The organism is Mucilaginibacter sp. 320_HR, assembly GCF_059691875.1.
In genome coordinates this window covers 627,413-652,378 of sequence record NZ_JCAWAI010000001.1, presented here as the reverse complement: position 1 = coordinate 652,378, position 24,966 = coordinate 627,413, and the positions used below count along the sequence as shown (strand labels likewise).

The 24,966-nt window shown below is 43.9% G+C and carries 20 protein-coding genes; 14 read left to right on the top strand and 6 right to left on the bottom strand.

The genetic code is table 11. The features are described 5' to 3' along the window. Positions 1-14: 14 nt before the first annotated feature. Positions 15-896, top strand: a complete 882-nt coding sequence (locus AC59GT_RS02900; protein WP_497236246.1) for a cupin-like domain-containing protein — start codon at positions 15-17, stop codon at positions 894-896. Positions 897-909: 13 nt separating this feature from the next. Here the strand turns inward: AC59GT_RS02900 and AC59GT_RS02895 are convergent, their stop codons facing one another. Together AC59GT_RS02895 and AC59GT_RS02890 are read right to left on the bottom strand one after the other, a co-directional pair. Beyond that, a complete protein-coding gene (locus tag AC59GT_RS02895) occupies positions 910-1,980 on the bottom strand; it encodes a TPM domain-containing protein (RefSeq protein WP_497236245.1) in 1,071 nt (356 codons plus the stop codon). Between the two features lie 92 nt (positions 1,981-2,072). After that, positions 2,073-2,492 (bottom strand): YybH family protein, encoded by a 420-nt coding sequence (locus tag AC59GT_RS02890; protein ID WP_497236244.1) that lies wholly within the window; start codon positions 2,490-2,492, stop codon positions 2,073-2,075. 102 nt (positions 2,493-2,594) lie between these two features. On the opposite strand from AC59GT_RS02890, the gene AC59GT_RS02885 reads away from it, so the two are divergent. From AC59GT_RS02885 to AC59GT_RS02860, 6 genes are all read left to right on the top strand, one after another. Continuing rightward, positions 2,595-3,473 (top strand): carbohydrate kinase family protein, encoded by an 879-nt coding sequence (locus AC59GT_RS02885; protein ID WP_497236243.1) that lies wholly within the window; start codon positions 2,595-2,597, stop codon positions 3,471-3,473. Between the two features lie 93 nt (positions 3,474-3,566). Next, positions 3,567-4,667, top strand: a complete 1,101-nt coding sequence (locus tag AC59GT_RS02880) for a vWA domain-containing protein (protein WP_497236242.1) — start codon at positions 3,567-3,569, stop codon at positions 4,665-4,667. Between the two features lie 103 nt (positions 4,668-4,770). Then, the gene (locus AC59GT_RS02875) at positions 4,771-6,273 is read left to right on the top strand and encodes a sigma 54-interacting transcriptional regulator (RefSeq protein WP_497236241.1); all 1,503 of its coding nucleotides are present in this window, start codon (positions 4,771-4,773) and stop codon (positions 6,271-6,273) included. Between the two features lie 27 nt (positions 6,274-6,300). Continuing rightward, positions 6,301-7,581 (top strand): metallophosphoesterase, encoded by a 1,281-nt coding sequence (locus AC59GT_RS02870; protein WP_497236240.1) that lies wholly within the window; start codon positions 6,301-6,303, stop codon positions 7,579-7,581. A gap of 16 nt (positions 7,582-7,597) precedes the next feature. Beyond that, positions 7,598-8,473, top strand: a complete 876-nt coding sequence (locus AC59GT_RS02865) for a UbiA prenyltransferase family protein (RefSeq protein WP_497236239.1) — start codon at positions 7,598-7,600, stop codon at positions 8,471-8,473. Between the two features lies 1 nt (position 8,474). Next, entirely contained in the window at positions 8,475-9,098 is a 624-nt protein-coding gene (locus AC59GT_RS02860; protein ID WP_497236238.1) for a class I SAM-dependent methyltransferase, read from the top strand. 7 nt (positions 9,099-9,105) lie between these two features. On the opposite strand, the gene AC59GT_RS02855 is transcribed toward AC59GT_RS02860, so the two are convergent. The 3 genes from AC59GT_RS02855 to AC59GT_RS02845 are packed head-to-tail and all read right to left on the bottom strand — an operon-like array spanning position 9,106 to position 13,352. Continuing rightward, on the bottom strand, positions 9,106-9,795 hold the full coding sequence (locus tag AC59GT_RS02855) for a response regulator transcription factor (RefSeq protein ID WP_497236237.1): 690 nt from the start codon (positions 9,793-9,795) through the stop codon (positions 9,106-9,108). A 20-nt stretch (positions 9,796-9,815) separates the two neighbouring features. Next, a complete protein-coding gene (locus AC59GT_RS02850; RefSeq protein WP_497236236.1) occupies positions 9,816-11,456 on the bottom strand; it encodes a sensor histidine kinase in 1,641 nt (546 codons plus the stop codon). Between the two features lie 6 nt (positions 11,457-11,462). Then, on the bottom strand, positions 11,463-13,352 hold the full coding sequence (locus tag AC59GT_RS02845; RefSeq protein ID WP_497236235.1) for an alpha/beta hydrolase family protein: 1,890 nt from the start codon (positions 13,350-13,352) through the stop codon (positions 11,463-11,465). Between the two features lie 130 nt (positions 13,353-13,482). Between AC59GT_RS02845 and AC59GT_RS02840 the strand changes: the two genes are divergently transcribed. The 7 genes from AC59GT_RS02840 (at position 13,483) to AC59GT_RS02810 (ending at position 23,863) form a co-directional block, all read left to right on the top strand. Continuing rightward, positions 13,483-15,294, top strand: a complete 1,812-nt coding sequence (locus AC59GT_RS02840) for a tetratricopeptide repeat protein (protein ID WP_497236234.1) — start codon at positions 13,483-13,485, stop codon at positions 15,292-15,294. A gap of 57 nt (positions 15,295-15,351) precedes the next feature. Continuing rightward, entirely contained in the window at positions 15,352-15,654 is a 303-nt protein-coding gene (locus tag AC59GT_RS02835) for a DUF4286 family protein (RefSeq protein WP_497236233.1), read from the top strand. A gap of 2 nt (positions 15,655-15,656) precedes the next feature. Next, the gene (rfbC, locus tag AC59GT_RS02830) at positions 15,657-16,217 is read left to right on the top strand and encodes a dTDP-4-dehydrorhamnose 3,5-epimerase (protein ID WP_497236232.1); all 561 of its coding nucleotides are present in this window, start codon (positions 15,657-15,659) and stop codon (positions 16,215-16,217) included. Positions 16,218-16,457: 240 nt separating this feature from the next. Further along, positions 16,458-17,291 carry a M57 family metalloprotease gene (locus AC59GT_RS02825; RefSeq protein ID WP_497236231.1) on the top strand — a complete coding sequence of 278 codons (834 nt, stop codon included), beginning with the start codon at positions 16,458-16,460 and terminating at the stop codon, positions 17,289-17,291. Positions 17,292-17,373: 82 nt separating this feature from the next. Then, complete coding sequence (locus AC59GT_RS02820; RefSeq protein ID WP_497236230.1) at positions 17,374-20,178, top strand: S8 family peptidase; 2,805 nt, start codon at positions 17,374-17,376, stop codon at positions 20,176-20,178. Positions 20,179-20,288: 110 nt separating this feature from the next. Continuing rightward, complete coding sequence (locus tag AC59GT_RS02815; RefSeq protein ID WP_497236229.1) at positions 20,289-23,081, top strand: TonB-dependent receptor; 2,793 nt, start codon at positions 20,289-20,291, stop codon at positions 23,079-23,081. A 5-nt stretch (positions 23,082-23,086) separates the two neighbouring features. Next, entirely contained in the window at positions 23,087-23,863 is a 777-nt protein-coding gene (locus AC59GT_RS02810; protein WP_497236228.1) for a GLPGLI family protein, read from the top strand. A gap of 139 nt (positions 23,864-24,002) precedes the next feature. On the opposite strand, the gene AC59GT_RS02805 is transcribed toward AC59GT_RS02810, so the two are convergent. After that, complete coding sequence (locus AC59GT_RS02805; protein WP_497236227.1) at positions 24,003-24,875, bottom strand: sugar phosphate isomerase/epimerase family protein; 873 nt, start codon at positions 24,873-24,875, stop codon at positions 24,003-24,005. Between the last annotated feature and the right edge of the window lie 91 nt (positions 24,876-24,966).

The window sequence follows — 24,966 nt, the reverse complement described above, 5'->3', positions numbered from 1 at the left end:
ACCTGTATCCCTATATGTGTTTCAAACTAGGCCCAATTGATACTGTCGATACGATTTCTGCTGAAGATTTTAGAAAGCATTATCTTAAGCCGCGCCGCCCGCTTATTATAAAGGGGCTTACAAGCAATTGGCCTGCCCGCGAGAAGTGGACACCGGAATACCTTAAGGAGGTTGTCGGCAAAAAGGTGGTACCTTTATATGATAACTCAAAGGCTGATCCATCAAAGCCTATTAACTCATCGGTAAAGGAAATGCCTTTTGATGAGTACATCGACCTGATAAGATCCACCCCAACTGAACTACGTATTTTTTTCTTCAACATTTTCAAGCAAGCGCCAGAACTACTTAATGATATCGTGCTGCCGAAAGATCTTATGGGTGGCTTTCTGGAGAGCATGCCTGCTATGTTCTTCGGAGGGTCCAACTCTGTTACTTTCCTGCATTATGATATCGATTTGCCACACATATTCCACACCCACTTTGGGGGCCGGAAGCATGTGATACTTTTTGAAAATAAGTGGAAACGCCGGTTGTACTGCATTCCCAACGCTACCTACGCGCTGGAGGATTACGATGTACTAAATCCGGATATCAAAAAATTTCCAGCTCTGGCGGGTGTAGAAGGCACCGAGGCTTTCCTGGAGCATGGCGATACGTTATTTATGCCCACAGGCTATTGGCACTGGATGAAGTATATAGATGGGTCTTACTCGCTTAGCCTGCGTGCATGGGATGCCTCTTTAAGCCGAAAAGCAGCAAGCATCTACAACCTCGCTGTAAAAGGAGGTTTAGACAGTCTATTGAAAATGACCCTTAAAAAAAACTATGCTCAATACCGCGAAAGGTTGGCAGTAAAATGGGCAGAAAAGGAATTAGCCGCCGGAAAGCCGTATTAAAATGTAAATGATGTTACCACGAAGAATTCCCGCCTGAGTCTCCCGAATCAGAGGAGCCACTGTCAGAAAAGCCGCTGTCATCTGATGATGAGGAATCTGAAGATGATGTATCAGAAAAGCCATTATCGTCAGATCCGCTGGTATCCCAATTACCCCAGTTACTCTGGTTGTTATCTTCAGTAATAGGCTTGTCGCGAAAGCTGTCACTGCCAGTAACCCTCCCATAATTGCTGTCACCAGCAGATGGTGCATCTACTTCAGAACGGTTCCGGTCTTGATAAGCACGCGCAGCGTAACCCGCTGCGGCTCCTAAAGCTGCACCGCCCAAAACACGTCCCCAACCAGACGACCCACCCGAACGTCCCGGTGAAGAATAGCGGCCGCCATATCCCGGTTGACCGTAATCTGGCGGATAGTTACCCTGATAGCCATTATTTAACGGGTACCGGCCCGACCTGGAACCCGTCCCAAATATTCTTTTAACAATCTTCCATACTATAACAATTCCACCTATCCACAAGAAAGCCTTAAACCAAAATTCAAGAGCCCCCATCTCTACGTCTTTTTCGGTAGTTGCAACGGCTTCCTGAGGCTTAGTTTTTTCAACTGGCACGTCGGCTTTTGGCGAAAAAGTTTCATGTATTCCGTTAACTAAAATAGTTAGACCTCCAGCGTAGTCTTGCTGCCTGTAAGCAGTTTTCATACTCGCTAATATATTATCACTTACTTCGCCGGTGATTATACTGTCAAGATTTGTGGCAACCACCAATTGCTGCTTATGTTCCGCAATTGCTGCCACGTAAACCATTCCTCTTTTATTCTTTCCGACGTGCCACTTTTTACCAATAAGATTAGCATACTGTTTTATTGTATACTTTGCCGGAATCTTGTTTACAAGCACTATCGCTAACTGTGCGGCGTTTTCTTTTTCTATAATATATATCTTTTGATTAAGGCGTTTGATATCCTCCTTGGACAACACTTTTGCTAAATCATTTACGTAAGTGTTTTTCTTTGGTTTTGGAATTTGGCCAGCAACAATAGTTGTAATAAAAAGCAAGAGCAGAAGAAGGTATGATCTCATGATTAAGGTTTGCAATTGAGACTAGCAAGTTATATACTTTCCTATTAAATAAAAAAATATACTAATGAAATTTTGCCATCATTCCTGATGCCCTAACTGGTATGGTCACAAACTATCTTCCACTCGCCGTTGATCTTGCGGAACCAAAGGGTAAAGTAGCCACCGGGCGTGTCCTTTTCCCGCTTAAGCGACCACGCGCCCATAACAAAAGCGTCTCTGTCGCCAAGTAGTTCTATCTTATCCAGCCTAAATGTAAGCCGTCCCATTGCCGCTTTGTCCGGGTAGCCTTTCTTGTAGCCGTCGTAAGTTTGCTGCCAGCCGTAGTTTGGCCCGCGTTTGCTGATGAACATCAGCGAGTCCGATTTCCAGTAGCCCTGCATAAAGCCCTCAAGGTCGCCTTTGCTCCAGGCAATCTCCTGGTCGTGCATCAGTTTCTGTATAGCTTCTTTATCCTGTGCAAAGCAAAAACTTGTTGCAAGTATCAATACTAAACAAAGCAGTGTGTTCTTCATACTTTAAAGATATAGATTTAAGAAACATTAATTGCAGGTTGCCCGTTAAGTAAACGCCCGATCATTAAAAATTAATTAGCTTTACGTTTTCAGCCCCAAAATATGAATAAACAGATACTGTGCTTTGGCGAGGTTTTATGGGACGCATTTGGCGATGGTAAAAAGGCAGGTGGCGCACCTATGAATGTTGCACGCCATTTGGTGCAGCAAGGCAACAATGTACTTTTTGCCAGTAGAGTAGGCGCCGATCTCTCCGGTGAGGAACTAACAGGCTTTCTAAAAACAAGCGGCCTTTATAGCAACCTGCTACAGCAGGATGAGCAACTGCCAACTTGCGAAGTGACAGTGCAACTGGACGAAAACAATACGGCTACATACGTTTTTCCGGAAAAGGTATCCTGGGACAACATCCAGTTTACAGATGAGCTGAGTACTGCTGCGCGTAACGCAGGTGCTATTGTTTTTGGCAGCCTGGCTTGCCGATACGATACCACTATGGACACGCTTGTACAAGTGCTTGACGAAAGCGACGCTATCAAGATTTTTGATGTGAACCTGCGCCCGCCGCACTTTACACTTGGCACCATCGAAGCTTTGGCCGCCCGTGCCAATGTTATTAAAATGAACGAGGAAGAAGCGCAGCTATTAATCCACAGTAGCAAAACCGGCGACCTCAAGGAAATGATAATGGAATTCCAGAGCAAATTTAACGCAACGGTTATATGTGTAACCCGCGGAGACAAAGGCGCTATTATCTGGAAAGATTTCCAGTTTTTCGAGCATCCAGGTTATAGCGTTGAAGTAGCTGATACCGTGGGTGCGGGCGATTCGTTCCTGGCAACCCTTATCACGGGTTTAATAAACGACGAACCTGTCCCGGACATCTTATGCAAAGCTTGCGCAGTAGGTGCATTTGTTGCCAGCAAGCGGGGCGCCAATCCTGAGTACAAAATAGACGAGGTGATGGCATCCTTGTCTTAATTGTCATGACAGGCTAACAATTGACTTTATTGGGCTGCAAGGGAAACTTTTGCAGCAAATAATCCGTTACTTTATATTCAGAAAGGGTACAACATGCGTGGTTACGGATTTTCGAATTTCAAACCCAACCAGATCCCCAAAGGCGGATTTGAAGAATTACTAAAACTTTTCCTGGAGCTGCTTAACTATACATCCGGCGATGCCGGTGAGGCATTATCGTGGCTTACCGAGTTGGATAAACAATACGGCATTACCAATGATGACTATGGTATTGGCGACTTTATTGATGAGCTTAAACAGAAGGGCTATCTTGACGAAGATAAGCAGAACGGTGAGTTTAACATAACTGCTAAAACAGAACAAAGCATCCGGCAATCGGCACTGGAGGAGATCTTCGGCAAGCTAAAGAAATCGGGTAAGGGCAATCACCGCTCACCGCAAAGCGGTCAGGGCGATGAAAAAAATGCCGAGCGGCGTGAGTTTGAATTTGGCGACAGCCTGGACCAGATAGACATGACGCAATCTATACAGAACGCGCAGGTAAACCATGGTATAGGCGGCGATTTCATGATGACGGAGCGGGATTTAGAGGTAGAGGAAATGGATTACAAAACCTTAACCTCAACTGTGCTGATGATAGACATATCGCACTCAATGATACTTTACGGTGAAGACCGCATTACGCCTGCTAAAAAGGTTGCTATGGCCCTTGCAGAGCTAATCCGGACCAAGTACCCTAAAGATACATTGGATATAGTTGTATTTGGTAATGATGCCTGGCCAATTTCGTTGCAGGACCTCCCCTATTTGCAGGTTGGCCCATACCACACCAACACTTATGCGGGTTTGGAATTGGCAACAGATATGCTTCGCCGGCGCAAAACGCACAACAAACAAATTTTTATGATAACCGATGGTAAGCCAACCTGTTTAAAGGAAGGTACCCGTTATTATAAGAACAGCATAGGATTAGACAGAAAGGTGGTGAACAAAACGCTGAACATGGCGGCGCAATGTAAAAGGCTTAAAATACCAATCACCACTTTTATGATTGCTAAGGACCCTTACCTGCAGCAGTTTGTACGTAAGTTTACAGAGACCAACGGCGGTAAAGCATTCTACAGCTCATTAAATAACCTTGGCGAATACATTTTTGAAGATTACGCCAAGAACAGAAGAAAAAACGTAAGGTAAGCTCCTCGATCCCATGAAGGGGAAGTAGGATGTTAAGCAGGGCTAATCAAAAACAATCATCTCATCGGTGAGATCATATAAACCGATGACATCAAACTAACGAATGAATTATAAAGATATAACAACACTAGGGCAGCTTAAACAATCGGGCTATGTAAGCCGGTCTGTTAAAGACGAGCTGCGTGCTAACCTTATTAAACAACTTCAAAAAAAAGAAGGTGGGTTTGAGGGTATTGTCGGCTTTGAGGATACTGTTATTCCAGATCTGCAAACCGCTATCCTGTCACGCCACAACATCTTACTGCTTGGTCTTCGTGGCCAGGCTAAAACACGTATTGCCCGTTTGCTGGTAAACCTGCTGGACGAGTATGTGCCTTATGTTGAAGGCTCGGAATTGTTTGACGATCCATTGGCGCCAATTTCCTGGTTCGCGCATAATCTCATCAAAGAAAAAGGTGATGAAACGCCTATTGGGTGGGTACACCGCAGCGAACGTTATACAGAAAAGCTGGCCACTCCCGATGTTACCGTTGCCGATTTAATTGGCGACGTTGACCCTATAAAGGCGGCCACCATGAAGCTGACCTACTCTGACGAACGGGTAATTCACTTTGGCCTTATTCCGCGTGCGCACAGGGGCATTTTTGTTATTAACGAACTTCCCGATTTGCAGGCGCGTATCCAGGTATCGTTATTCAACATACTGCAGGAGCGCGATATACAGATACGTGGTTTCAAACTACGTCTGCCGCTCGACCTGCAATTTGTGTTTACCGCTAACCCGGAAGATTATACCAATCGTGGTTCTATTGTAACACCTCTAAAGGACCGTATAGAAAGCCAGATACTTACCCACTACCCGCGTACGGTGGAGATCTCCCGTAAGATCACCCAGCAGGAGGCGTTACTATCGCCCGAGCAGCGTACTACCGTTGAAGCTGATGGTCTAGTGAAAGACCTGGTGGAGCAAATAGCTTTTGAAGCACGCAATTCTGAGTACATCGACAAGAAATCCGGCGTTTCTGCCCGTTTAACTATTTCCGCTTACGAGAATTTGATCAGCAATGCCGAGCGCCGCATGATCATCAATGGTGAAAGCTCTACTTTTGTACGCATTTCTGATTTCCTGGGCGTAATCCCTGCAATTACCGGCAAGATTGAGCTGGTATATGAAGGAGAGCTGGAAGGGCCGGGCAAAGTGGCCAATATATTAATTGGCAAGGCAATAAAAACGCTGATGCTGCAGTTCTTCCCTGATCCTGAAAAAGCCAAGAAGTCTAAAGCCCCTAACCCGTATGCAGAAATTGTAAACTGGTTTAGCGATGGCAACAGTATCTCGCTGGTAGATGACCTGCCGCAGCAGGAGTATAAAAAACTTTTGAACAGCGTACCTGGTTTAAAAGACGTTGTCAAAAAGTTCCATCCGCGTCTAAGCGAGAATCAGCAATTGTTATTAATGGAGTTCATTCTTCACGGACTTGCGGAGTTCTCACAGCTAAATAAAGGTTTCCTTGATAACGGCTTTGCCTTTTCGGATATGTTCAACAGCTTGTTCAATTTGCAGCCGGATGAGGACGACCTTGATAATGACGATGACCGCTATTAACTTTGCCGCTCATTTTAACATTTGTTGATGCAAGGTTCGCTGGCTACCATACTCCTTATTCCCGCTATTTTAGTTGTTGATGCTTACCTGCTTAAAGGTTTAAAAGCCGCTTTTCCCAAGCGTAAGTTTGCTGGGAAAAGCGGCTTTGTAATTTCATACTGGGTGTTTTCTATCACGCTGATCACTGCGGCGTTATTGGGCGTTTATTCACCCTTGGGTGCCGGCATACGTGCCGCATTCCTCTTCGGTTTCGCGTTGGTATTTATATTTAAGTTTTGCTTCCTTTTAGCAATGCTGATAGATGAAGTGCGCCGTTGGGTAATCTTGCGTGGAAAGAAGCGCAAAGCACAGCCCATAATTGAACAACCTGCGCCGGCTAAAGAAAAAACCGACAACATCCCCCGTTCAGAATTTTTGATGAAGGCCGGCTTACTGGCAGGTGTGGTACCGCTGGCTGCTATTAAACTGACCATGTCTAAGGGGTGTTATGATTATCATGTAAGACAGGTAGACCTCTACCTGCCAAACCTGCCGAAGGCTTTCGACCGAATGCGTATCGGGCAGATATCAGACATTCATTCTGGTAGCTTTTACAATAAAACCGCGGTTAAAGGCGGCGTGGAAATGTTATTGCGCGAGAAAACGGATGTAATTTTCTTTACAGGAGACCTTGTTAATAAAGAAGCCTGGGAGATGAAAGATTACCAGGACATTTTTACTAAGGTAAAAGCCCCGCTGGGTGTATACTCCATACTGGGCAATCACGATTATGGTGATTACAGCGAATGGAGTTCGCCAGCTGCTAAACAGAAGAACAATAATGCAATAATTGCCACCCACAAAAATATGGGTTGGGATATCCTGATAGACGAACACCGCCGCCTGAAGGTTGATGGTGAAGAGATAGGGCTGCTGGGCATAGGTAATTGGGGGCAGATGAGCCGTTTTCCTAAATACGGACGCATGGATAAAGCGGTTGTTAATACTCATGATTTGCCTGTTAAACTGTTGTTGTCTCATGACCCATCGCATTGGCGCGCAGAAGTTTTACCAAAGTACCCGCAGATTGATGCGGTATTTGCCGGGCATACACATGGCTTGCAGTTTGGTATCCGTACAAATGATTTTCAATGGAGCCCGATAGAATACGTGTACCAGGAATGGGCCGGATTGTACCGGGAGAAGCATCAGCAAATTTATGTGAATGTTGGTTATGGCTTCGCCGGCTTTGACGGCCGTGTTGGTATATTGCCCGAGATAACTATATTTACACTAAGGGCCGCCGAAGACCCCAACTACAAAGCCTAGCTACACTTTCGCATCTATGAAGAAATTACTGCTTGCTGCATTAGATTTTTTGCTCTTCAGTAATATATTCATGTCTTTATGCGCAGTAGCGCAGGCACTGGTAACTTTTCACCTGATTGATGCAAAACCCGTTCCTGCAGTTATTGGACTTCTATTTACATCAACCCTCGGTATTTACAACTTCAGCATTCTGCTTAGTAAACCCAAGCGGCCCGAGCTTTCGCCCTACCGGCGTGTACGATGGTTTTTTAGCCACAACCGCTTAATGGTGACCTTTACAATTGTATCGCTGTTGTCGCTTATTCCATTGTTTTTTTTGCTATCGATGGAGTCGCGCATATTGCTGATGTTTTTGTCGGTACTATCATTTTGCTATAGCCTACCACTGTTTACCGTCGGCGAACAGAAATTTGGGCTGCGCAATATCCCTGGCTTAAAGCCATTCCTGATAACAGTAGTATGGACGCTCAGTTGTGTACTGTTGCCCATTCTGGAGGCAGAGAATTTGCACATAGCTGATGTGAGCATGCGCGATACCATGATCCTGACAGCAAAGCGGTTCCTGCTTATTGGTGCGCTAACCGTTCCGTTTGATATACGCGACCTTTTCCAGGACCGGCAATCTGGCCTCAAAACAATTCCTGTCGCCTGGGGAGAAAAGAACGCTTACTTATTTTGCCAGTTTTTACTTGCCGGATATATTGTACTGCTATTCCTGTTCAGGAACAATGGTTTCAACAAAGACTTCTTTGCACTTGCTATAACCGCAGCATTAATGGGCTGGCTTATCTTCCGTTCTAAATGGGAAAAGAACGAATACTACTACTTTTTTTACCTGGACGGTGTACTGGTGCTGCAATATGTAGTATTGGTAATATTTAACTTCTTCTAAAATGCCGGCGAATTATGATAATTCCGCATCCTTTTACGATCGGCTATCAGGATTGGTTTTCGGGAAAGCGATTATAAACGCGCAAACCTTTTTACTAGGTCATATTCCTGCACATAGCAATATACTTGTTATCGGTGGAGGAACAGGGTGGATACTGGAAGAAATAGCAAAGGTACACCCCGATGGTTTAAGCATTACCTATGTGGAGATATCCGCAAATATGATGGATTTGTCGCGGAAAAGAAGCCATGGCGCCAACCAGGTGAACTTTGTTAACACCGCCATTGAAGAACTGGAAACTGAAATAGCTTTTGATGTAGTAATCACACCATTCTTACTGGACAACTATACCGAAGAACATCTCCCGGCAACCTTCAACCACATACACCGATTGCTTAAACCTTCCGGGTTATGGCTGTACACGGATTTTCAGCTTACCGGCAAATGGTGGCAACCTGCAATGCTCAAAAGCATGCTGTTGTTTTTTAAATTACTCTGCGGAGTAGAGTCGTGGCACTTGCCGGATGCAAAAGGACAATTTGCAAACTTTCATTACGAAATACTAGCTGGTAAAACTTTCTACCAAGACTTTATCGTTTCAAAAGCATACCAAAAGCCGGCTTAACAGGCACCTAGTACACGAACTTGTAACCAATTCCCCTGACTGTTTGCAGATATGTTGGCGAATCAGGGTTGTTCTCTATCTTTTTCCTTAGGCGTACAATGTGCATATCAAGCGTACGTGTGTTAACATCGGCGTTGTAACCCCAAACCTCCATCATCAGCTCTTCGCGATTGATCACTTTATTCTTGTTTTTTAAAAAATAAAGCAGAATTCTGTTCTCCAGAATGGTAAGCTCAGTTTTTCGGCCATCGCGTATAAGCAGGTGGGTATTTGGCAGATGTTCCATATTGCCAAACTTGTGCGACTCCGTCTTTTCACCGCTATTCAGCGAAAACTTTATCTTGCTGTCAATCATCGCAACAAGCACATCCATGTTAAAAGGCTTGGTGATGTAGTCAGACACGCCAAAGTTGTAAGCATCTATCTTATCTATATCCTGCGCTTTAGCAGTCATCATAATTACCAGCTTATCAAAGCCCTTTTCCCTTAAGCTAGCACAAACTTCGGAACCTTGCCTGCCCGGGAGCATCCAGTCTAATAGCACAATATCAGGCTGCTCGGCAAGAATCATTTTTTCAGCCTCGACGCCATTGCCAGATTCTAAAACTTTGTAGCCTTCGCTCTGCATGCGTTCCGCTACCAAAAACCGCAGGTTCTCGTCGTCCTCAACCAGCGCTATCTTAATTTCTTTGTTCATGTACTCTTATGTGTATCGCTTTAGCTTTCAAGTGGCAATGTAACAATAAACGTTGAACCTTCATTATATCTACTGTTCACCGTAATACTGCCGTTCATAAAATTCATTAATTCCTTACAGAATGCCAACCCGAGACCAACGCTTCCGTTCTGATTATATTGGTTCTCTATACGGTAAAACTTCTTAAACACATCCCCCTGCTCACTTTTATCCATTCCAATACCTTTATCTGCAAATGAAAATACAATATTTCTTTTATCCTGTTTTATACTGATCAGCAATTCCTTCTTACCCGGATGCGAGTACTTGTACGCGTTTTCCATTAAGTTCTGGAAAACGCTGCCCAGTAATACCGGATCGCTGTAAAAAGTACTAACGTTATCCATGATATATTTGAGGTTAAAGTCCGGATACTTTATCTTAAAAGTATCTATATACCCTTTAACAAACTGCTGAATATCTATCTCCTCGCGCTTTATACGTATAGAACGGTTTTCCAGTTGAGTAAACGACAGCAGCTTGTTCATCAATTCGTTCAGCTTATCCGCTTCTTCGTCCAATATTTTACCATAGTGTTTACGCTGCCGCTCACTAAGCTCTCCATCACCCCTTAAATTCGACCCGGCTATTTTAATAACACTTACAGGCGTTTTAAACTCATGTGTAAAATTGTTTATAAAGTCGTACTGGAGCTTGAATATTTTGAGGTTAACATTTAGGTTTCGGTAAATAAGGTAGCTAATAAGCACCAAGAAAAAGTATATCAGGAACAACACCGCGCCTATAGGAAGGTACCGTTTATCTATTTCGCGATTAAGATGACTTCTTTCGGAACTGAAGTATAATTTGAAGTTAGAGAAGGCACCAGGCAGGGCAACTTCTGTAATAATCTTTTCCTTTTCTACATCCAGCGGATCATACACCACCGGTTGAATGGTAACATCCTGGTAAAGCTCGGGATGGGTATTGTTTACCTTTAAAAAATGAGGGTCAAGCGAAAATGTAAGCATGTTCTGCTTACCAAAGTTTTGCGATTTACGATTTTTGAGCACCGCCCGGTAAATCTTTATATCCTCCCTACGTGGAATGTTGAGGTAACTTATTTTATCCGGATTAACGTTATAAAAGGTGCGAAATATTTCATCCTGCGAGGGCAGCCTTGTGGTGTCTGCCACATTAATAAAGTTGTGCAGCTTTAAGGCCATCTGTTTAAAATCATCGTCGTTAGCTACCGACATATCTTTCTGGCCGAAAACTTTGCCGTGCTTAGGCTTGTAACGGTAAACAGCCTTAACAAATATGCCTTGATCTGCTACAACCTGGCTTACCGGCTTCCCTATTTGTATATCGTAGAAAAGCACCTTTCGTACAAAAGGGTAACTTTTAAACACCGTATAAGCATAGTTGGCTGCGGATGCCGAATCAAGAAAGCCGTTGTAAGAGGTAATTTCCGGAATCTTGATCTGGAAAAAATCGTTGTAGGGTTTTATGGTTTGTTCCTGTACCTCTATTTTCTTGGATGTAAATTCATTCTCGACATACTTGGCCGTGAGCTTGTAGCTTACAAAAATAGCAATGACAAGCGTTACCGTTATCAGTACCAAAAAAGCAGTGATCAGTGTAAAGTTGGTTCGGTAAACGTGTTTTTTAGGCGCCGTCATAGCAGGTTAAGGTTTAACCTGCATATTTGTTCCCAGGAACTTTTCTATTTCGGCATACATCTCCATACGATTGTGCTCGCTACGGAAGAAGGCGCGCTCATTTTCTTTAAGCTGGTACGTTACGGGCACATTACGCTTCTTTAGCTCTCTAACAAACTGATTTAGTTCGCTTATGTTCGCCCTCGGATCTTTAGCACCCTGAAAAATCAGTAGCGGACTTTTAATTTTATCAGTATGGAAAACGGGCGATATTGCCCTCAACTGCTCCGCGTCCTTCTCCGGGTCACCTATCATTTCATAGGTCATTTTCAGGTAAGGCTTATAAAACGCAGGTGCATCCTTCAGGTAAGTAAAAAAGTTTATCACCCCGTATTTCACCACAGCGCAGTTGTATAGTTCCGGATGGAACGAGACACCGTAAAGCGCCGAAAAGCCGCCAAATCCACCACCGAAAATCGCGATTTTCTTAGGATTAGCTATCTTTTGATTGATAAGCCAGTGTACACCATCAGTTATATCACTTTGTATCTTACCGCCAACTTGTTTAAAGCCGGCCCTCCTGAAGGCTTTACCATACCCAGCAGATCCACGATAATTTACCTGGAAAACGGCATACCCGCGACTAGCCAAAAATTGCACCTCCGGATCATATCCCCATGAGTCGCGTCCCCAAATACCATCATGCGGCATTACAACCACTGGTAAATTCTTGCGCTCTTTATCTTTTGGTACGGTTAGGTATCCGTTAATGGTTAACCCATCAGTCGCTTTGAAACTAACCGGCTGCATGGCGCAAAACGCCGACGGGTTAAGCCCGCTATAAACGTCGCCGAGTTTGGTTAATTTATCCCTATCGCGCTCATATAAATAATAGGTTCCGGGAGACTTATCAGTATAAGTATTAATAACAAATTTATTCTCCAGGCTATCCCGATCTACCACGTTTACCTCATCACCTTTAAGCTTGCCCGAAAGGCTGCTGTATATTTTTTCGATATCGTTGCTCAGGAAATGCTTTTGCGGCTTTGCTTCATCCCACCAAACAAACTCCACGCGGCGCTTATTTTTGCTATAGGCCACATCCATTATATCCGCGTTAGCGCTGGCATACAACACCTTTACTTCACGACCGCTCTCAGCATCAATTTCAACCAAGGCAGTTTTATCACGATTAACGTTGGATAACGCATAGAAGTAGTTCTTTTCACCTGTGAAAGCAATCGGCTCTACCTTATCGTTAAAGTTATTTTTAATTACTGGCTTAAAAGCTGTTTGTTCGTTTAAGCGGAACAGTATAGTTTCGTTTACACCGTCCGATAACTTTTCCAGCCTGATGGTACCATCAGGCTCGGGGTACCATTTTGTTACGTTACCAGGGTTTTGTAAATACAGCTTTAGTTCACCTGTTTTAACGTTTAAATGGAACACGTCAAAGTTAGCAGGGTCACGCTTGTTTATAGCAACAGTGATAATATCGGGTTTTAGTCTATTGCGGTTTAATATACGTATGCGCGCATTATTCAGGTTAAGCAGGTTTTTGATCTTCAGGCTGGCAACATCCAGTGTAAAAACCCTGAACTCATCGTTAGCAATAATATCCTGAGTAAACACAATCTGGTTGTTAAAGGTCCAGGAATAGTCGCGTACAGAGTAATCGGTGTACGATGTAGCCATTTGCTCGTTACCCGTCTTTAACGACTTGATGTATATATTTTGTTTATCTTTATAAGGCTTGAGGTACGACACGAACTGCCCATCGGGAGAGATCTTATAGAAGCTCTTTTCCGGCGTTCTGAAAAAATTGCCAATAGGTATTTGCTGGTCTTCTTGTTGTTTACACGCACCCAGTAGTACAGCAATAGCAAAAAATAATAAAGTTCTTAAGCGGCCGGGCATTTGTATGTGGCTTATTAATTATCAGGGTCAAAGTACCTATTTAAAACAACGCAAATCTAAATGTCACTACAATTTTACCCTGTAACAACGTTATATACAATGCCTGGGCGCACATAAATATACAACATAAATGATGCGGTTTTTAGCCATTTTAATATTCACACTTGTATCTGCCACCAGGCTTTTTGCTCAAGATAACGATTTATTGCTTGCCCGCCAATATGCTCAAAATGGCGAACAACAGAAAGCGCTGGATATTTATCTGAAGTTGTATAGACAGGATAACGAGTTGTACTTTCAACAATATTTAAGCGCCTTGTTGAACAACAAAAAGTTTGACGAAGCCGAAAGCATCACAAAAAAGATGATTAAGCGGCACGCGGGCAGCAATGAGTATGTTATAGCCCTTGGATCGGTATACACGCAGCAGGGCCAGGCAGACAAAGCAGATGCTGTTTACTCGGACTTGATAAAGAACCTCCCGGCAGATCAGAATGAAATATCATCCATTGCCACCCAGTTTTACCAGAATGCCAATGTAGATTACGCGATACGCATCTTTTTACAAGGCAGAAAAGTGCTGCGCAACGATGCACTTTTTTCTTTTGAGCTGATAAATCTGTACCGCTATAAGCGAGATAAACCCGCATTAACAGAAGAGTACCTTAAGTTTCTACCGTCAAACCCGTCTTTCATAAACCAGGCGCAAAGCGTATTGGCAACAGTTTATGAAGGAAGCCAGGATTATGAAGCACTTAAGTTTACCTTACTTAAGCGCATACAAAAAGATCCGCAGCAGGTAGTATACATTAACCTGCTTACATGGCAGTTTTTACAACAGAAAGAATACGACCAGGCGCTTAACCAAACGCTTGCTTTAAGCCGCCGTACAAACGATGATGGAAGCAGTGTGTTTGAACTCTGCAGCACATTAGTAGCCAACAATGCTTTTGATGCTGCTATACGAGGGTATGAGTACATTATTTCAAAAGGTAAAGAAAATGCCAACTACGTGTCCGCCAAAATCGAAATTTTAAACACCAGAAATTTAAAGGTCACCAGTGGTAAATACACCCAGGCAGATTTGCTTAGCCTGGAACAGGATTATCTCACTTTACTAGAAGAATTCGGCCGGAACCGGGGTACACTATTCGCCATGGAAAAACTGGCAACACTACAGGCGTTTAAACTTCACAAGTTAAAAGAGGCACAATCCCTTTTAGAAGCAGCAGTTAACATACAAGGTGCAAGGCCTAACCTCATTGCGACCTGTAAACTTGACCTTGGCGATGTTTACCTGCTTAATAACCGTCCCTGGGATGCTACATTGGAATACAGCCAGGTAGAGAAAGACAATTCTGCAATCAGCACTGCTATTGGGCAGGAAGCTCTCTTCAGAAATGCGAAGCTTGCCTATTATATGGGCGATTTTACCTGGAGCCGCGGCCAGCTGGATGTTTTAAAAGCAGCCACTACGCAATTGATTGCTAATGATGCTTTAAATTTATCATTATTGATATCTGACAACTTAGCAGCGGACAGTACAGGCGCAGCGCTAAAGATGTATGCCAGGGCCGATTTGCTGATTTTTTCGGAACAGACTGAAAAAGCGATTAAAACATTGGACAGCATAGGCAAAAAATATCCTGAAAACGGCCTCGCAGCTGATATACTGATGGCAAAAACAAAAATTGCTATGCAACAGCAAGATTATGCTAATGCTATTACGCTTCTTAAACAAATTGCAGATAAATACCCCGACAACCTTTGGGCTGATGATGCGGTGTACATGCTGGGCGACATTTACGAAAACAGGCTTAGCAACCCCGATCTTGCCAAAACTTACTATCAGAAAATAATTGCCGATTATCCAGGTAGTTTGTGGCTTAACGAAGCCCGTAAGAGGTTTAGGCTTTTAAGAGGCGACAAGAACTCGTCCTAAGCTTTCCCGTCGTTACTCAACATTCTTTCATCTAAAATCATTTAGTACTTTTGCCGAATGATAATCTATAACGATACCTATATACTGGAAGATACTGTTGAGCAGGAATGGCTCACCTGGATGAGGGAAGTACATATCCCTGCTATTATGGCCACCGGCTGCTTTAGCTCACACCAGATACTCACCGTAATTGACTCTCCTAACGATGGTATAACCTACTGCGTACAGTTTATTGCAGACACCATCGAAAATTTTCAGGACTATTATCGCACCCATCTTTTTGGCTTTCAGAAGCTTCATCAACAGCAATTTGCCGAGAGGTTTGTATTGTTTAATACTTTGATGAAAACTGTAGACTAACCATGAACCTTACTGAAACTGTTATTCCGGGCGTATTGATACTTGAACCACGAGTATTCACAGATGACCGTGGTTACTTTTTTGAAAGCTACAGCAAGCGCACCCTTGCCGAACTGGGCATTGAAGCTGATTTCGTACAGGACAACCAGTCTATGTCACAAAAAGGTACTGTAAGGGGATTGCATGCTCAGGCACATCCTTTTGCACAAGATAAACTTGTACGTGTATTACAAGGAAGTGTAATGGATGTTGCAGTTGATGCAAGGGTAGGTTCGCCAACTTACGGCCGCCACGTAGCAGTTGAGCTTACAGCAGCTAACAATTGGCAGTTATGGGTGCCGGCCGGCTGCCTGCACGGCTTTGTAACACTGGAAGACAATACCATATTCACCTACAAAGTAACCAACTACTACGACAAGGCATCAGAAACAGGAGTAGTATGGAACGATCCTGAACTTGCTATCGGGTGGGGAATTAACGAGGCAAATGCAGTACTATCTTCAAAAGATCTGGAGCTTCCGGATTTTAAATCTTTTAAGAGCCCTTTTACTTACCAGGCATAAACATTAGCCGGTAAGGTCTCCTTTCCTACAAGTAATATTTACCATGGGTTAAATTTGCTATACAGCTCATTTAACCTTTTCGTGTTTCATGAACATTTTTCTTTTTTGTTAAAAAATACGTAACTTACACGTTACAATTAACGTACTAGAAATTGACCGGCCAGTCAACAACAATCACGAAAATTAACACATCTAACTGTTTCACTCACTTAACTTAACTTGAATTAACTCTACACTTACATGAAAACTAATTTGTTAACAAGAACAGGCTTATCAATAGCCTTGCTGTCGAGCGTATTATTAGCTTGCCAGAAAAACACTAAAACTACAGATGCTACACCGGTAGCTAAAACCGAAGTTTCCAGCCAAGCGCTTCAATCCATTGCCAACATGGGCTTTAGTACAGATGATGTACACAAGGTAAACGGCGGCTATTTAGTTGAAGGCGACATTATGCTTACCGATGAGAATATGGCTGATGCGGCTACCAGCTCTTTCCTTCGTGTTGCCGAAGCTGAGCAGTACCGTACCACTAACCTGGTAAAAAACCTGCCAAGAACAGTAACTGTATCGGTATCAAACCTGCCAACCGTGTATGCTACGGCAACACAAAACGCACTTGCCCGCTACAATGCACTTAACTTAACACTTAAGTTCCAGTTTGTAAGCACCGGCGGGCAGATCCAGGTGATTGGCTTTAACGAAGGCCCTAGCGGCGGTTACATCACCTTAGGCTCTTCAGGCTTCCCTACCCGTAAAGGCAATCCATACAGCCAAATACAAATGAATACTAACGCACAGGCTTACGGCACCAATCCGGATGTTAATTACCTAACTTCAGTATTACAACATGAGTTAGGCCATTGCATCGGTTTCCGCCATACCGATTATTTTGATCGCTCTTACAGCTGCGGTGGTACTGCAACAAACGAAGGTGCATCAAACATTGGTGCAGTTTTAATTCCGGGTACACCAGCCGGAGCTGATGCTGCTTCGTGGATGCTGGCCTGCTCTAACGGCGGCGACCGCACCTTTAATTCAAATGATAAAATAGCTTTGAATTACCTGTACTAAGCAAAACGTATTTCACAGTTAATGTTTAATTTATTGATTGGTAAAGGGGAGTGAAAATTCCCCTTTATTATTTCTACCTGCTATGATAAAAAAAGGGAGCTGCCTTTTATTAGTGATGACACTTTGTGCCACTTTATCTATGGCGCAACTTACCCGGTTTCAAAAACAGCTGAATACTATTTATACTACTAAGGCCGATCTCCAGCAAAACAAAACCGACACCAATAAATACTTTCTTGTGCAACTTAAAAGCCCTGCACATGCCGGCAAACTGAGGCTGGTTAAGCGCCTTTCTTACGATTACTACATTGCTGCTTCTACGTCCAAAATAAATACCGGCGAAAACCTGCTTAGCGTTGCACCCGCAAATGCCTTATGGAAAGCTACTGATGACCTGGCGTTACAAGCTGCATCGCACCCAAACAGCAGCAGGCAAGTTACCCTGGTGCTTCGCCATCAAAACGCAACAAGCGTTAACAACATCAGGGCCGTTGCTAATATCGTCTCTGCCAACGGTGATAACATTGTTGTAAATATCCCTCTGAAACAACTCTCGGCCTTACTCGCTGACGACAATTTAATTTTTGCGGCTCCCGTTCGAAAAGCACATGAAGAACTCGCCATAGGTAATCTGGATTTAGGTGTGAACAGCATAGCTGCTGTTACAAATGCCTACCCCGAGCTAAACGGCGCAGGCATTAATGTAAGCCTGAAAGAACAAACCTACGACGAAGCAGACCTTGATCTCCTTGGCCGCTCTTTTAATTCTGCACCTCGATCTGAAATTATTTCCAATCATGCTACTACGATGGCTACGCTTATTGGTGGCAGCGGCATATCTTACATTAAAGGCCTGGGCGCTGCTCCTGCAGTAAAGTTCACTTCGACAGACTTTATCACACTGTCGCCGGATAGCCTTCCTTACTTTACCAATTTCAACATTGCGCTGCAAAACCACTCCTACGGTACCGGTATTGAAAACTATTACGGTATTGAAGCGGTAGCGTACGATAAACAATTGTACGAGAACGACACCCTAATACATGTTTTTTCATCTGGCAACATTGGTACAAGTACACCTGCCACAGGCCTGTATAATGGATTAGCGAACGTAGCAAACCTGTCGGGTACCTTTAAGCAGGCTAAGAACGTACTGGTTGTAGGTGGTACCGGGCGCACCAATATTCCGGAGGCGTTAAGCTCCGCCGGCCCGACTTACGACGGCCGGGTAAAACCCGAACTCGTTGCCGATGGTGAAGATGGCACATCTGGCGCTGCGGCACTTGCATCTGGCACGGTAGCGTTAATGCAACAAGCTTACAAGCTAAAGTTTAACAAAAAGCCACCCGCAGCCCTTGTAAAAAGTATCCTGATTAATACTGCCGATGACCTTGGCACATCCGAATTAGACTTTAAAACCGGTTATGGAAAAATGAATGCCCTTGAAGCGGTAAAGTCCATCAACAACAATCGTTTTTTTTCCGGGACGGTAAGCAACCAAACGAAAGCCACTTACCAGGTAACCGTACTAGCCAATTGCAGTATGTTGAAAATAGCATTAGCGTGGAACGATGTACCCGCTACGCTGAATGCGCCTTATGCGCTCATTAACGATCTCGACCTGTCAATACAAACTCCTGCCGGCGAAAAACTGCTTCCCTGGGTATTAAGCAGCTATCCAAATACCGATTCGCTCACCAAGCCTGCAACCAGGCAACGGGATACACTAAACAATACCGAACAGATTACGCTTAATAATCCAGTAGCCGGGACTTATACTATACTGGTTAATGGCAGCCGGGTTACCACAGCGAGCCAACCATTCTACGTAGCCTACAATACAAAGCAGGCAAACAGTTTTGAATGGACGTATCCATCACCCTCCGACAAAATTCTGGCTACGGAAGACAATTACCTGCGGTGGCAAAATACCGTTAACGCTACCAACGGACAACTGAGCATCAGCTACGACCATGGCGCTACCTGGCAGGCAATTGCTTTCATCCCACTCTCCGGCGGATATTACAAGTGGAACGTGCCCGACGTTTTTACTAAAGCCATACTAAAGATGAGCATTAACGGTAATGATCATCTGAGTAAAGAGTTCACCATCTCCAAACCGCTAGGTCTGAATGTAGGCTTCGACTGTACCGATGGCACATTGCTTCATTGGAGCCCCCAGCCCGGTGCTACCAAATACATCGTTTATAACTTAAAAGATAACCAGCTACAGCAACTTACTACAGTTACCGACACCACCGTTATTATTCCTACTGCCATGCAATCCTCTAAATACTTTGCAGTGAGCGCCGTGGGGAATGGTTTTGAGGGAGTACGCAGTTATACCATTAATGCCACCACTCAGGGCACCGGTTGTTATGTTAAAAACATACTGGCAGAGGTAAATAACAACAACAGTATAAAACTAACGCTCAACGTGGGCAGCGTTTTTAATCTCAGCAACGTTACCTGGGAAAAACAAACCGGTATTAACAGGTATACAGATCTTGGCAACTCGGCCGTTACAACAGCGTTGAGCTATCAGTTTATAGATACTAATCCTAAAAAGGGGATCAACTACTACCGCGCCAGGCTGACCAAAACAGACGGGAGCGCCCTTTATTCTGATCTGGCAAGCGCTGTTCTGCTTCAGGCAAACCAGATCACCTTATTTCCAAACCCGGTAAGCACGCAGCTAAATATCCTCACCGGTGAGTTGAATACCTATGAGCTGAAACTGTACGATGCCATGGGTATACTTCGCTTTAGCAAAACGTTAAATGGCTTGCAAAACGCTATAAGTTTGGATGTTATACCGGGTATGTACATCTGCACTGTTAGTGCAAACTCCAAAATTTTATACCAGGGAAAAATTGTGAAGCTTTAGTAACAATATTGTGATTTAACAATCCTACAGGTGTTTTTAACAGATTTTAACAATTAAAAATTCTATTACTAAGAATTTAGTTATATCTTGTTCCCCCGTAAACCATCAGCATGAAGATCACAATTTCTACCCTCCTACTCTTTTTTCTTTTTTCTGCAGCGGCATTTGCGCAGAAAAGTTACTCTGTTAAAGGTGCCGCTATCGACTCCGCATCAAACGCGAAATTACTTAACGCCAGCGTCAGCGTTTTAAATGCTAAAGATTCCATTTTACGCAAATTTACCCGCGCGGGTACCGGCGGTATTTTTAGTATCTCGGGACTTAGCAAAGGCAACTACATCCTGATGGTCACCTACCCGGATTATGCAGACTACGTAGAAAAATTTACGCTTGACTCGGCCCATACCGACCGTAATTTTGGCAGCATCAACATGCAGCTCAAGTCCAGATTACTTAAAGAGGTACTGATTAAAGGTACCGTGTCAGCCATAAAAATTAAAGGCGATACTACTGAGTATAACGCGGCTGCATTTAAGATAGAACCAAATTCCAAAGTAGAAGACCTGATCAGGCAGCTACCTGGTATGCAGGTTGATAAGGATGGTAAAATTACCGCACAAGGACAAGCCGTACCAAAGGTACTGGTAGATGGTGAAGAATTTTTTGGTGACGATCCTACCCTGGTTACCAAAAACCTTCGTGCAGATATGGTGGATAAGGTGCAGCTATACGACAAGAAAAGCGACCAGGCTACCTTTACAGGTATTGATGATGGCGAGAAAACCAAAACGATAAACATTAAACTAAAAGAAGATAAAAAGAACGGCTACTTTGGTAAGGTAAACGGCGGTGTTGGTACCGATGGTTTTTACGAAAGCCAGGCTTTGTTCAATCGCTTTAAAGGCAAAGAAAAATTCTCTGGTTATGCTACAGCAGCTAACACAGGTAAAACCGGCTTAGGCTGGGAGGATAATAACAAGCTGGGCAACTCTGACGGTTTGCAGTTTGGCGATAATGGCGAGATCTTCATCTTTGGTGGTGGCGGCGACGATCTGGATTCCTTCGACGGAAGATACAACGGCCAGGGCCTGCCAAAAGCATACACCGGCGGCTTGCACTACGACAAAAAATTTGATGCCGATAAGCAGTCTATCAACACCAACTACAAAGCGGGTTCGCTGGAGGTTGATGGCACAAATAACAGCCAAACACAAAATGACCTCCCGGGCCGTTCATTAAAAACAAATGCCGACGGAACTGATAACAACTATATGTTCCGCCAGAAACTGGACGCGATGTACCAGGTAAAAATTGACTCCACCTCTAACTTAAAAGTAACGGTAGATGGTACGCTTAAAAACTCCCGTACACGCAGCAGTAACCTGTCTGAAAGTATGCAGAACGATACCTTACTTAACCGCCAGGATCGCAGCTTGCGTAACTACACCGATGCGCAGTTGTTTAACGCCACCGCCTTCTACAACAAAAAGCTGAAGAAAACGGGCCGTACTTTCTCTGTTAACTTCACAGTAGGTACCAGCGACAGCAAATCAAAAGGTAACCTTAATGCTACTACAGACTACTTTAAAGCGGGTCTGCTGGATAGCAGCCGCGTTATAGACCAGTATAAAACTAACGATATGATGAGCACCAAAGTGCTTACCAACGTTACCTATACCGAGCCGTTTAGCAAGTACTTCTCTGTGGTGCTTAATTACGGATTGAACATTAACAACAGCGAGGCTGACCGCAAATCGTTTGATCAAACCTCACCTGGTGTATACAACTCTCTTGTAGATTCCCTCAGCAGCGATTACAAATTCAATCAATTGGCTAACCAGGGTGGCGCTATCTTCAACTATAAAAAGGGCAAGCAAACTATCAACTTTGGTACAAAAGTTTCTGCCGTTCGGTTTAAACAGGTAGACCAGGTAACAGGCAACGACTTTAAACGCAACTTTACCAACTGGAATCCTACAGCAACTTATCAGTACAGGTTCTCTCAGCAAAAATCATTTAGCCTGCGTTACAATGGCAGCCCAACACAGCCAACGTTTGACCAGATACAGCCTATCCGTAACAACAATGACCCATTGAACATTACTATAGGTAACCCGGATCTAGGCCCGTCGTTTACGCACCGCTTTAACATCAACTTTAATTCATATAAAACGCTTACCGGTCAATATTTGTCTGGATACGGATCTTACTCCTTCACTACCGATCCGATAGTAAACAATATTACTACCGATACATCTGGCAAGAACACCATCCAGTACCTTAACCTTCCAAACAGAAAACAGGCAAACTACTATGGTGGCTTTTACTTTGACAGGAAGATAGCGGCGCTTGATTTTAATGTTGGCTTAAGCGCTAACCTTAATGGCAATACTTATTACAGTTTGAAAAATGGTGCAGAAAACAAAACCACATCTAACACCATAAGTGGCCGCTTAAACTTTAATAAATACGTTCAAAAGAAATTTTCCTTTGATATTGGCGCTGGTCCAACTTATACAACCGGTCAATCATCACTTAACCCCAACCGTAACAACAACGGCCGCGGCTTTAATGCAAACGGCAGGTTTAATGTGTACCTACCCGGTAAGATACAAGTAGGCGCAGATGGCGAATACCAGTACCAGGCGGCAACCCAGTCGTTTGATACCCCATTTGAACAAACCATCATCAATGCTAACATCACTAAGACATTCTTTAAGGCAGAAAACCTGAAATTAATACTTAGCGGTAATGACTTGTTGAACCAAAACTCTGGCTTTAGCCGCAACGCCAGCGGGTTATACATTTCTCAAAGCAGGTACACTACAATACGCAGGTACTTTATGCTATCGGTACAATGGGACTTTAATAAAATGGGTGGCGGAGCACCTGCAAAGAAATAACGATCATGAAAAGAATATCAATTATAGCCCTTATTACCTGCCTGTTCAGCGGCAGCTTACTGGCTCAAAACGCCCACTTTACTACCAGCGGTACTATTGAGTTTGAGAAGAAGGTAAATATGTATGCCTTCCTGAAAAAACGCATGACGCCCGACAACGAGAGCTTTTTGGCGCCTGCACTGGAGCAGTACAAAAAAACGCAGCCGCAGTTTAAAACACTAAAAAGCACACTCACTTTTACCAATAACAAAACCCTTTTTACGCCTGAGGAACCACCAGAAACCGCCAACAATAACTTTTTTGGTAATGAACCTATTGCGCAGCAAAACAACACCATCTTCACCGACCTGAACACCACCATTAGTACGGCTAATAAAAAGGTGTTTGAGCAAATGTTCCTGGTAAAAGATACCGTACGTAGAATTGACTGGAAGATAACTGATGAGACACGTGAAATAGCAGGTTACAAATGCCGCCGTGCCAATGCCGTGGTGATGGACTCCATATACGTAGTGGCTTTTTATTCTGAGGAGATCCCGGTAAGCGGCGGCCCCGAAACTTTCACCGGCTTACCCGGCATGATACTGGGTGTAGCGCTTCCGCACGAAAATGTTACCTGGTTTGCCACCAAAGTTACCGACCTGCCGGTTGCTGAAACATCGCTTAAAGTACCTAACAAGGGTAAAGCGGTGAACGCAGCAGGCCTGGCAACTACCCTAAAATCAGCATTAAAGGACTGGGGAGAATACGGACAGGTTTACTTTAAAATATTTTTGCTATAACCTAAACTGCATACAATGAACAAGCCCTTTGATAACTCAAAGGGCTTTGTTGTTTATCCCCTAACCCCCTAAAGGGGGAACAATAGTTTAATAGTTTCTTTATTTGACTTGAGCACTTAAGTTTTTCAAAGTTCCCCCTTTAGGGGGCTATGGGGTTCCGGATAAGATACTTTGCATTTTTAGCAGCGCTTTGCAGCGGTGTTTCGTGATTATAGCGACTCTGCTCAACAAAGAAGTATTTGCAGCCGCTGTGTTGCGCCGCTGATAAAAGCTTAGGAAAATTGATGATACCCTCGCCCAGATCACAAGCTGATTCCTCCTGGCTACCCTTTGGCAATCGCTCCTTCAGTACATCCCGCAGGTGCATCAGTTTAAAGCGGCCAGGGTGCTTAAACAGGTAGGTGTATGGATCGCGACCTTCGCTAACCGTATAGTACACATCCATCTGGAAATCTACCAACTGTTTATCAGTATTCGCCAGTAGCACATCAATTGGTAGTTGCCCGTCCACAGGCTTGTACGGGTAATCATGCGGATGGTAGCCGTAGCGCAAACCGTGCTTTTTGCAAATCTCGCCGCGCTTATTAAAATCATCAGCCGCTTGTTTAAATACGTCTATCGACTTTTGAGGGCCTAGCCACGGGCATATCAAATACTTCATGCCTATCGCTGACGATTGAGCGGCAAGTTGCTCGAACTCTTCAACCGGCATAGGATTATGATGGGTAGATACCAGCTTAAGGCCGTATCCGTTGGCAAGCTTTTGAAAAGCCTTGTTGTTCATGCCCCAAAACACGCCCTTGTCGCTGCCGTAGCTTTCCAGCTGAGTATAGCCCATTTTGCCCAGCTGCTTCAAGGTGCCTTCCGGATTTTTGGTCATTTCGTCCTTCACCATATAAAGCTGTATGCCCCGGTTTGGTAAGACGCGGGCATCACCAAACGCCAACGAGCCCGGCAACGGCATAGCAGCAGCCAGTATGCCGCTGCTGTATAAAAAGTTTCTTCTATCCATAAGCCTTTAACCCCCTAGCCCCCTAAAGGGGAGACAAGAGTTGAATATTTTCTTTATTGACATACTTCCCCCTTCAGGGAGTTAGGGGTTG

Coding starts and splice junctions, on each gene's coding strand:
- AC59GT_RS02900 (WP_497236246.1), top strand. CDS start 15: ATGTGTTTCAAACTAGGCCCAATTGATACTGTCGATACGATTTCTGCT.
- AC59GT_RS02895 (WP_497236245.1), bottom strand. CDS start 1,980: ATGAGATCATACCTTCTTCTGCTCTTGCTTTTTATTACAACTATTGTT.
- AC59GT_RS02890 (WP_497236244.1), bottom strand. CDS start 2,492: ATGAAGAACACACTGCTTTGTTTAGTATTGATACTTGCAACAAGTTTT.
- AC59GT_RS02885 (WP_497236243.1), top strand. CDS start 2,595: ATGAATAAACAGATACTGTGCTTTGGCGAGGTTTTATGGGACGCATTT.
- AC59GT_RS02880 (WP_497236242.1), top strand. CDS start 3,567: ATGCGTGGTTACGGATTTTCGAATTTCAAACCCAACCAGATCCCCAAA.
- AC59GT_RS02875 (WP_497236241.1), top strand. CDS start 4,771: ATGAATTATAAAGATATAACAACACTAGGGCAGCTTAAACAATCGGGC.
- AC59GT_RS02870 (WP_497236240.1), top strand. CDS start 6,301: ATGCAAGGTTCGCTGGCTACCATACTCCTTATTCCCGCTATTTTAGTT.
- AC59GT_RS02865 (WP_497236239.1), top strand. CDS start 7,598: ATGAAGAAATTACTGCTTGCTGCATTAGATTTTTTGCTCTTCAGTAAT.
- AC59GT_RS02860 (WP_497236238.1), top strand. CDS start 8,475: ATGCCGGCGAATTATGATAATTCCGCATCCTTTTACGATCGGCTATCA.
- AC59GT_RS02855 (WP_497236237.1), bottom strand. CDS start 9,795: ATGAACAAAGAAATTAAGATAGCGCTGGTTGAGGACGACGAGAACCTG.
- AC59GT_RS02850 (WP_497236236.1), bottom strand. CDS start 11,456: ATGACGGCGCCTAAAAAACACGTTTACCGAACCAACTTTACACTGATC.
- AC59GT_RS02845 (WP_497236235.1), bottom strand. CDS start 13,352: ATGCCCGGCCGCTTAAGAACTTTATTATTTTTTGCTATTGCTGTACTA.
- AC59GT_RS02840 (WP_497236234.1), top strand. CDS start 13,483: ATGATGCGGTTTTTAGCCATTTTAATATTCACACTTGTATCTGCCACC.
- AC59GT_RS02835 (WP_497236233.1), top strand. CDS start 15,352: ATGATAATCTATAACGATACCTATATACTGGAAGATACTGTTGAGCAG.
- rfbC (WP_497236232.1), top strand. CDS start 15,657: ATGAACCTTACTGAAACTGTTATTCCGGGCGTATTGATACTTGAACCA.
- AC59GT_RS02825 (WP_497236231.1), top strand. CDS start 16,458: ATGAAAACTAATTTGTTAACAAGAACAGGCTTATCAATAGCCTTGCTG.
- AC59GT_RS02820 (WP_497236230.1), top strand. CDS start 17,374: ATGATAAAAAAAGGGAGCTGCCTTTTATTAGTGATGACACTTTGTGCC.
- AC59GT_RS02815 (WP_497236229.1), top strand. CDS start 20,289: ATGAAGATCACAATTTCTACCCTCCTACTCTTTTTTCTTTTTTCTGCA.
- AC59GT_RS02810 (WP_497236228.1), top strand. CDS start 23,087: ATGAAAAGAATATCAATTATAGCCCTTATTACCTGCCTGTTCAGCGGC.
- AC59GT_RS02805 (WP_497236227.1), bottom strand. CDS start 24,875: ATGGATAGAAGAAACTTTTTATACAGCAGCGGCATACTGGCTGCTGCT.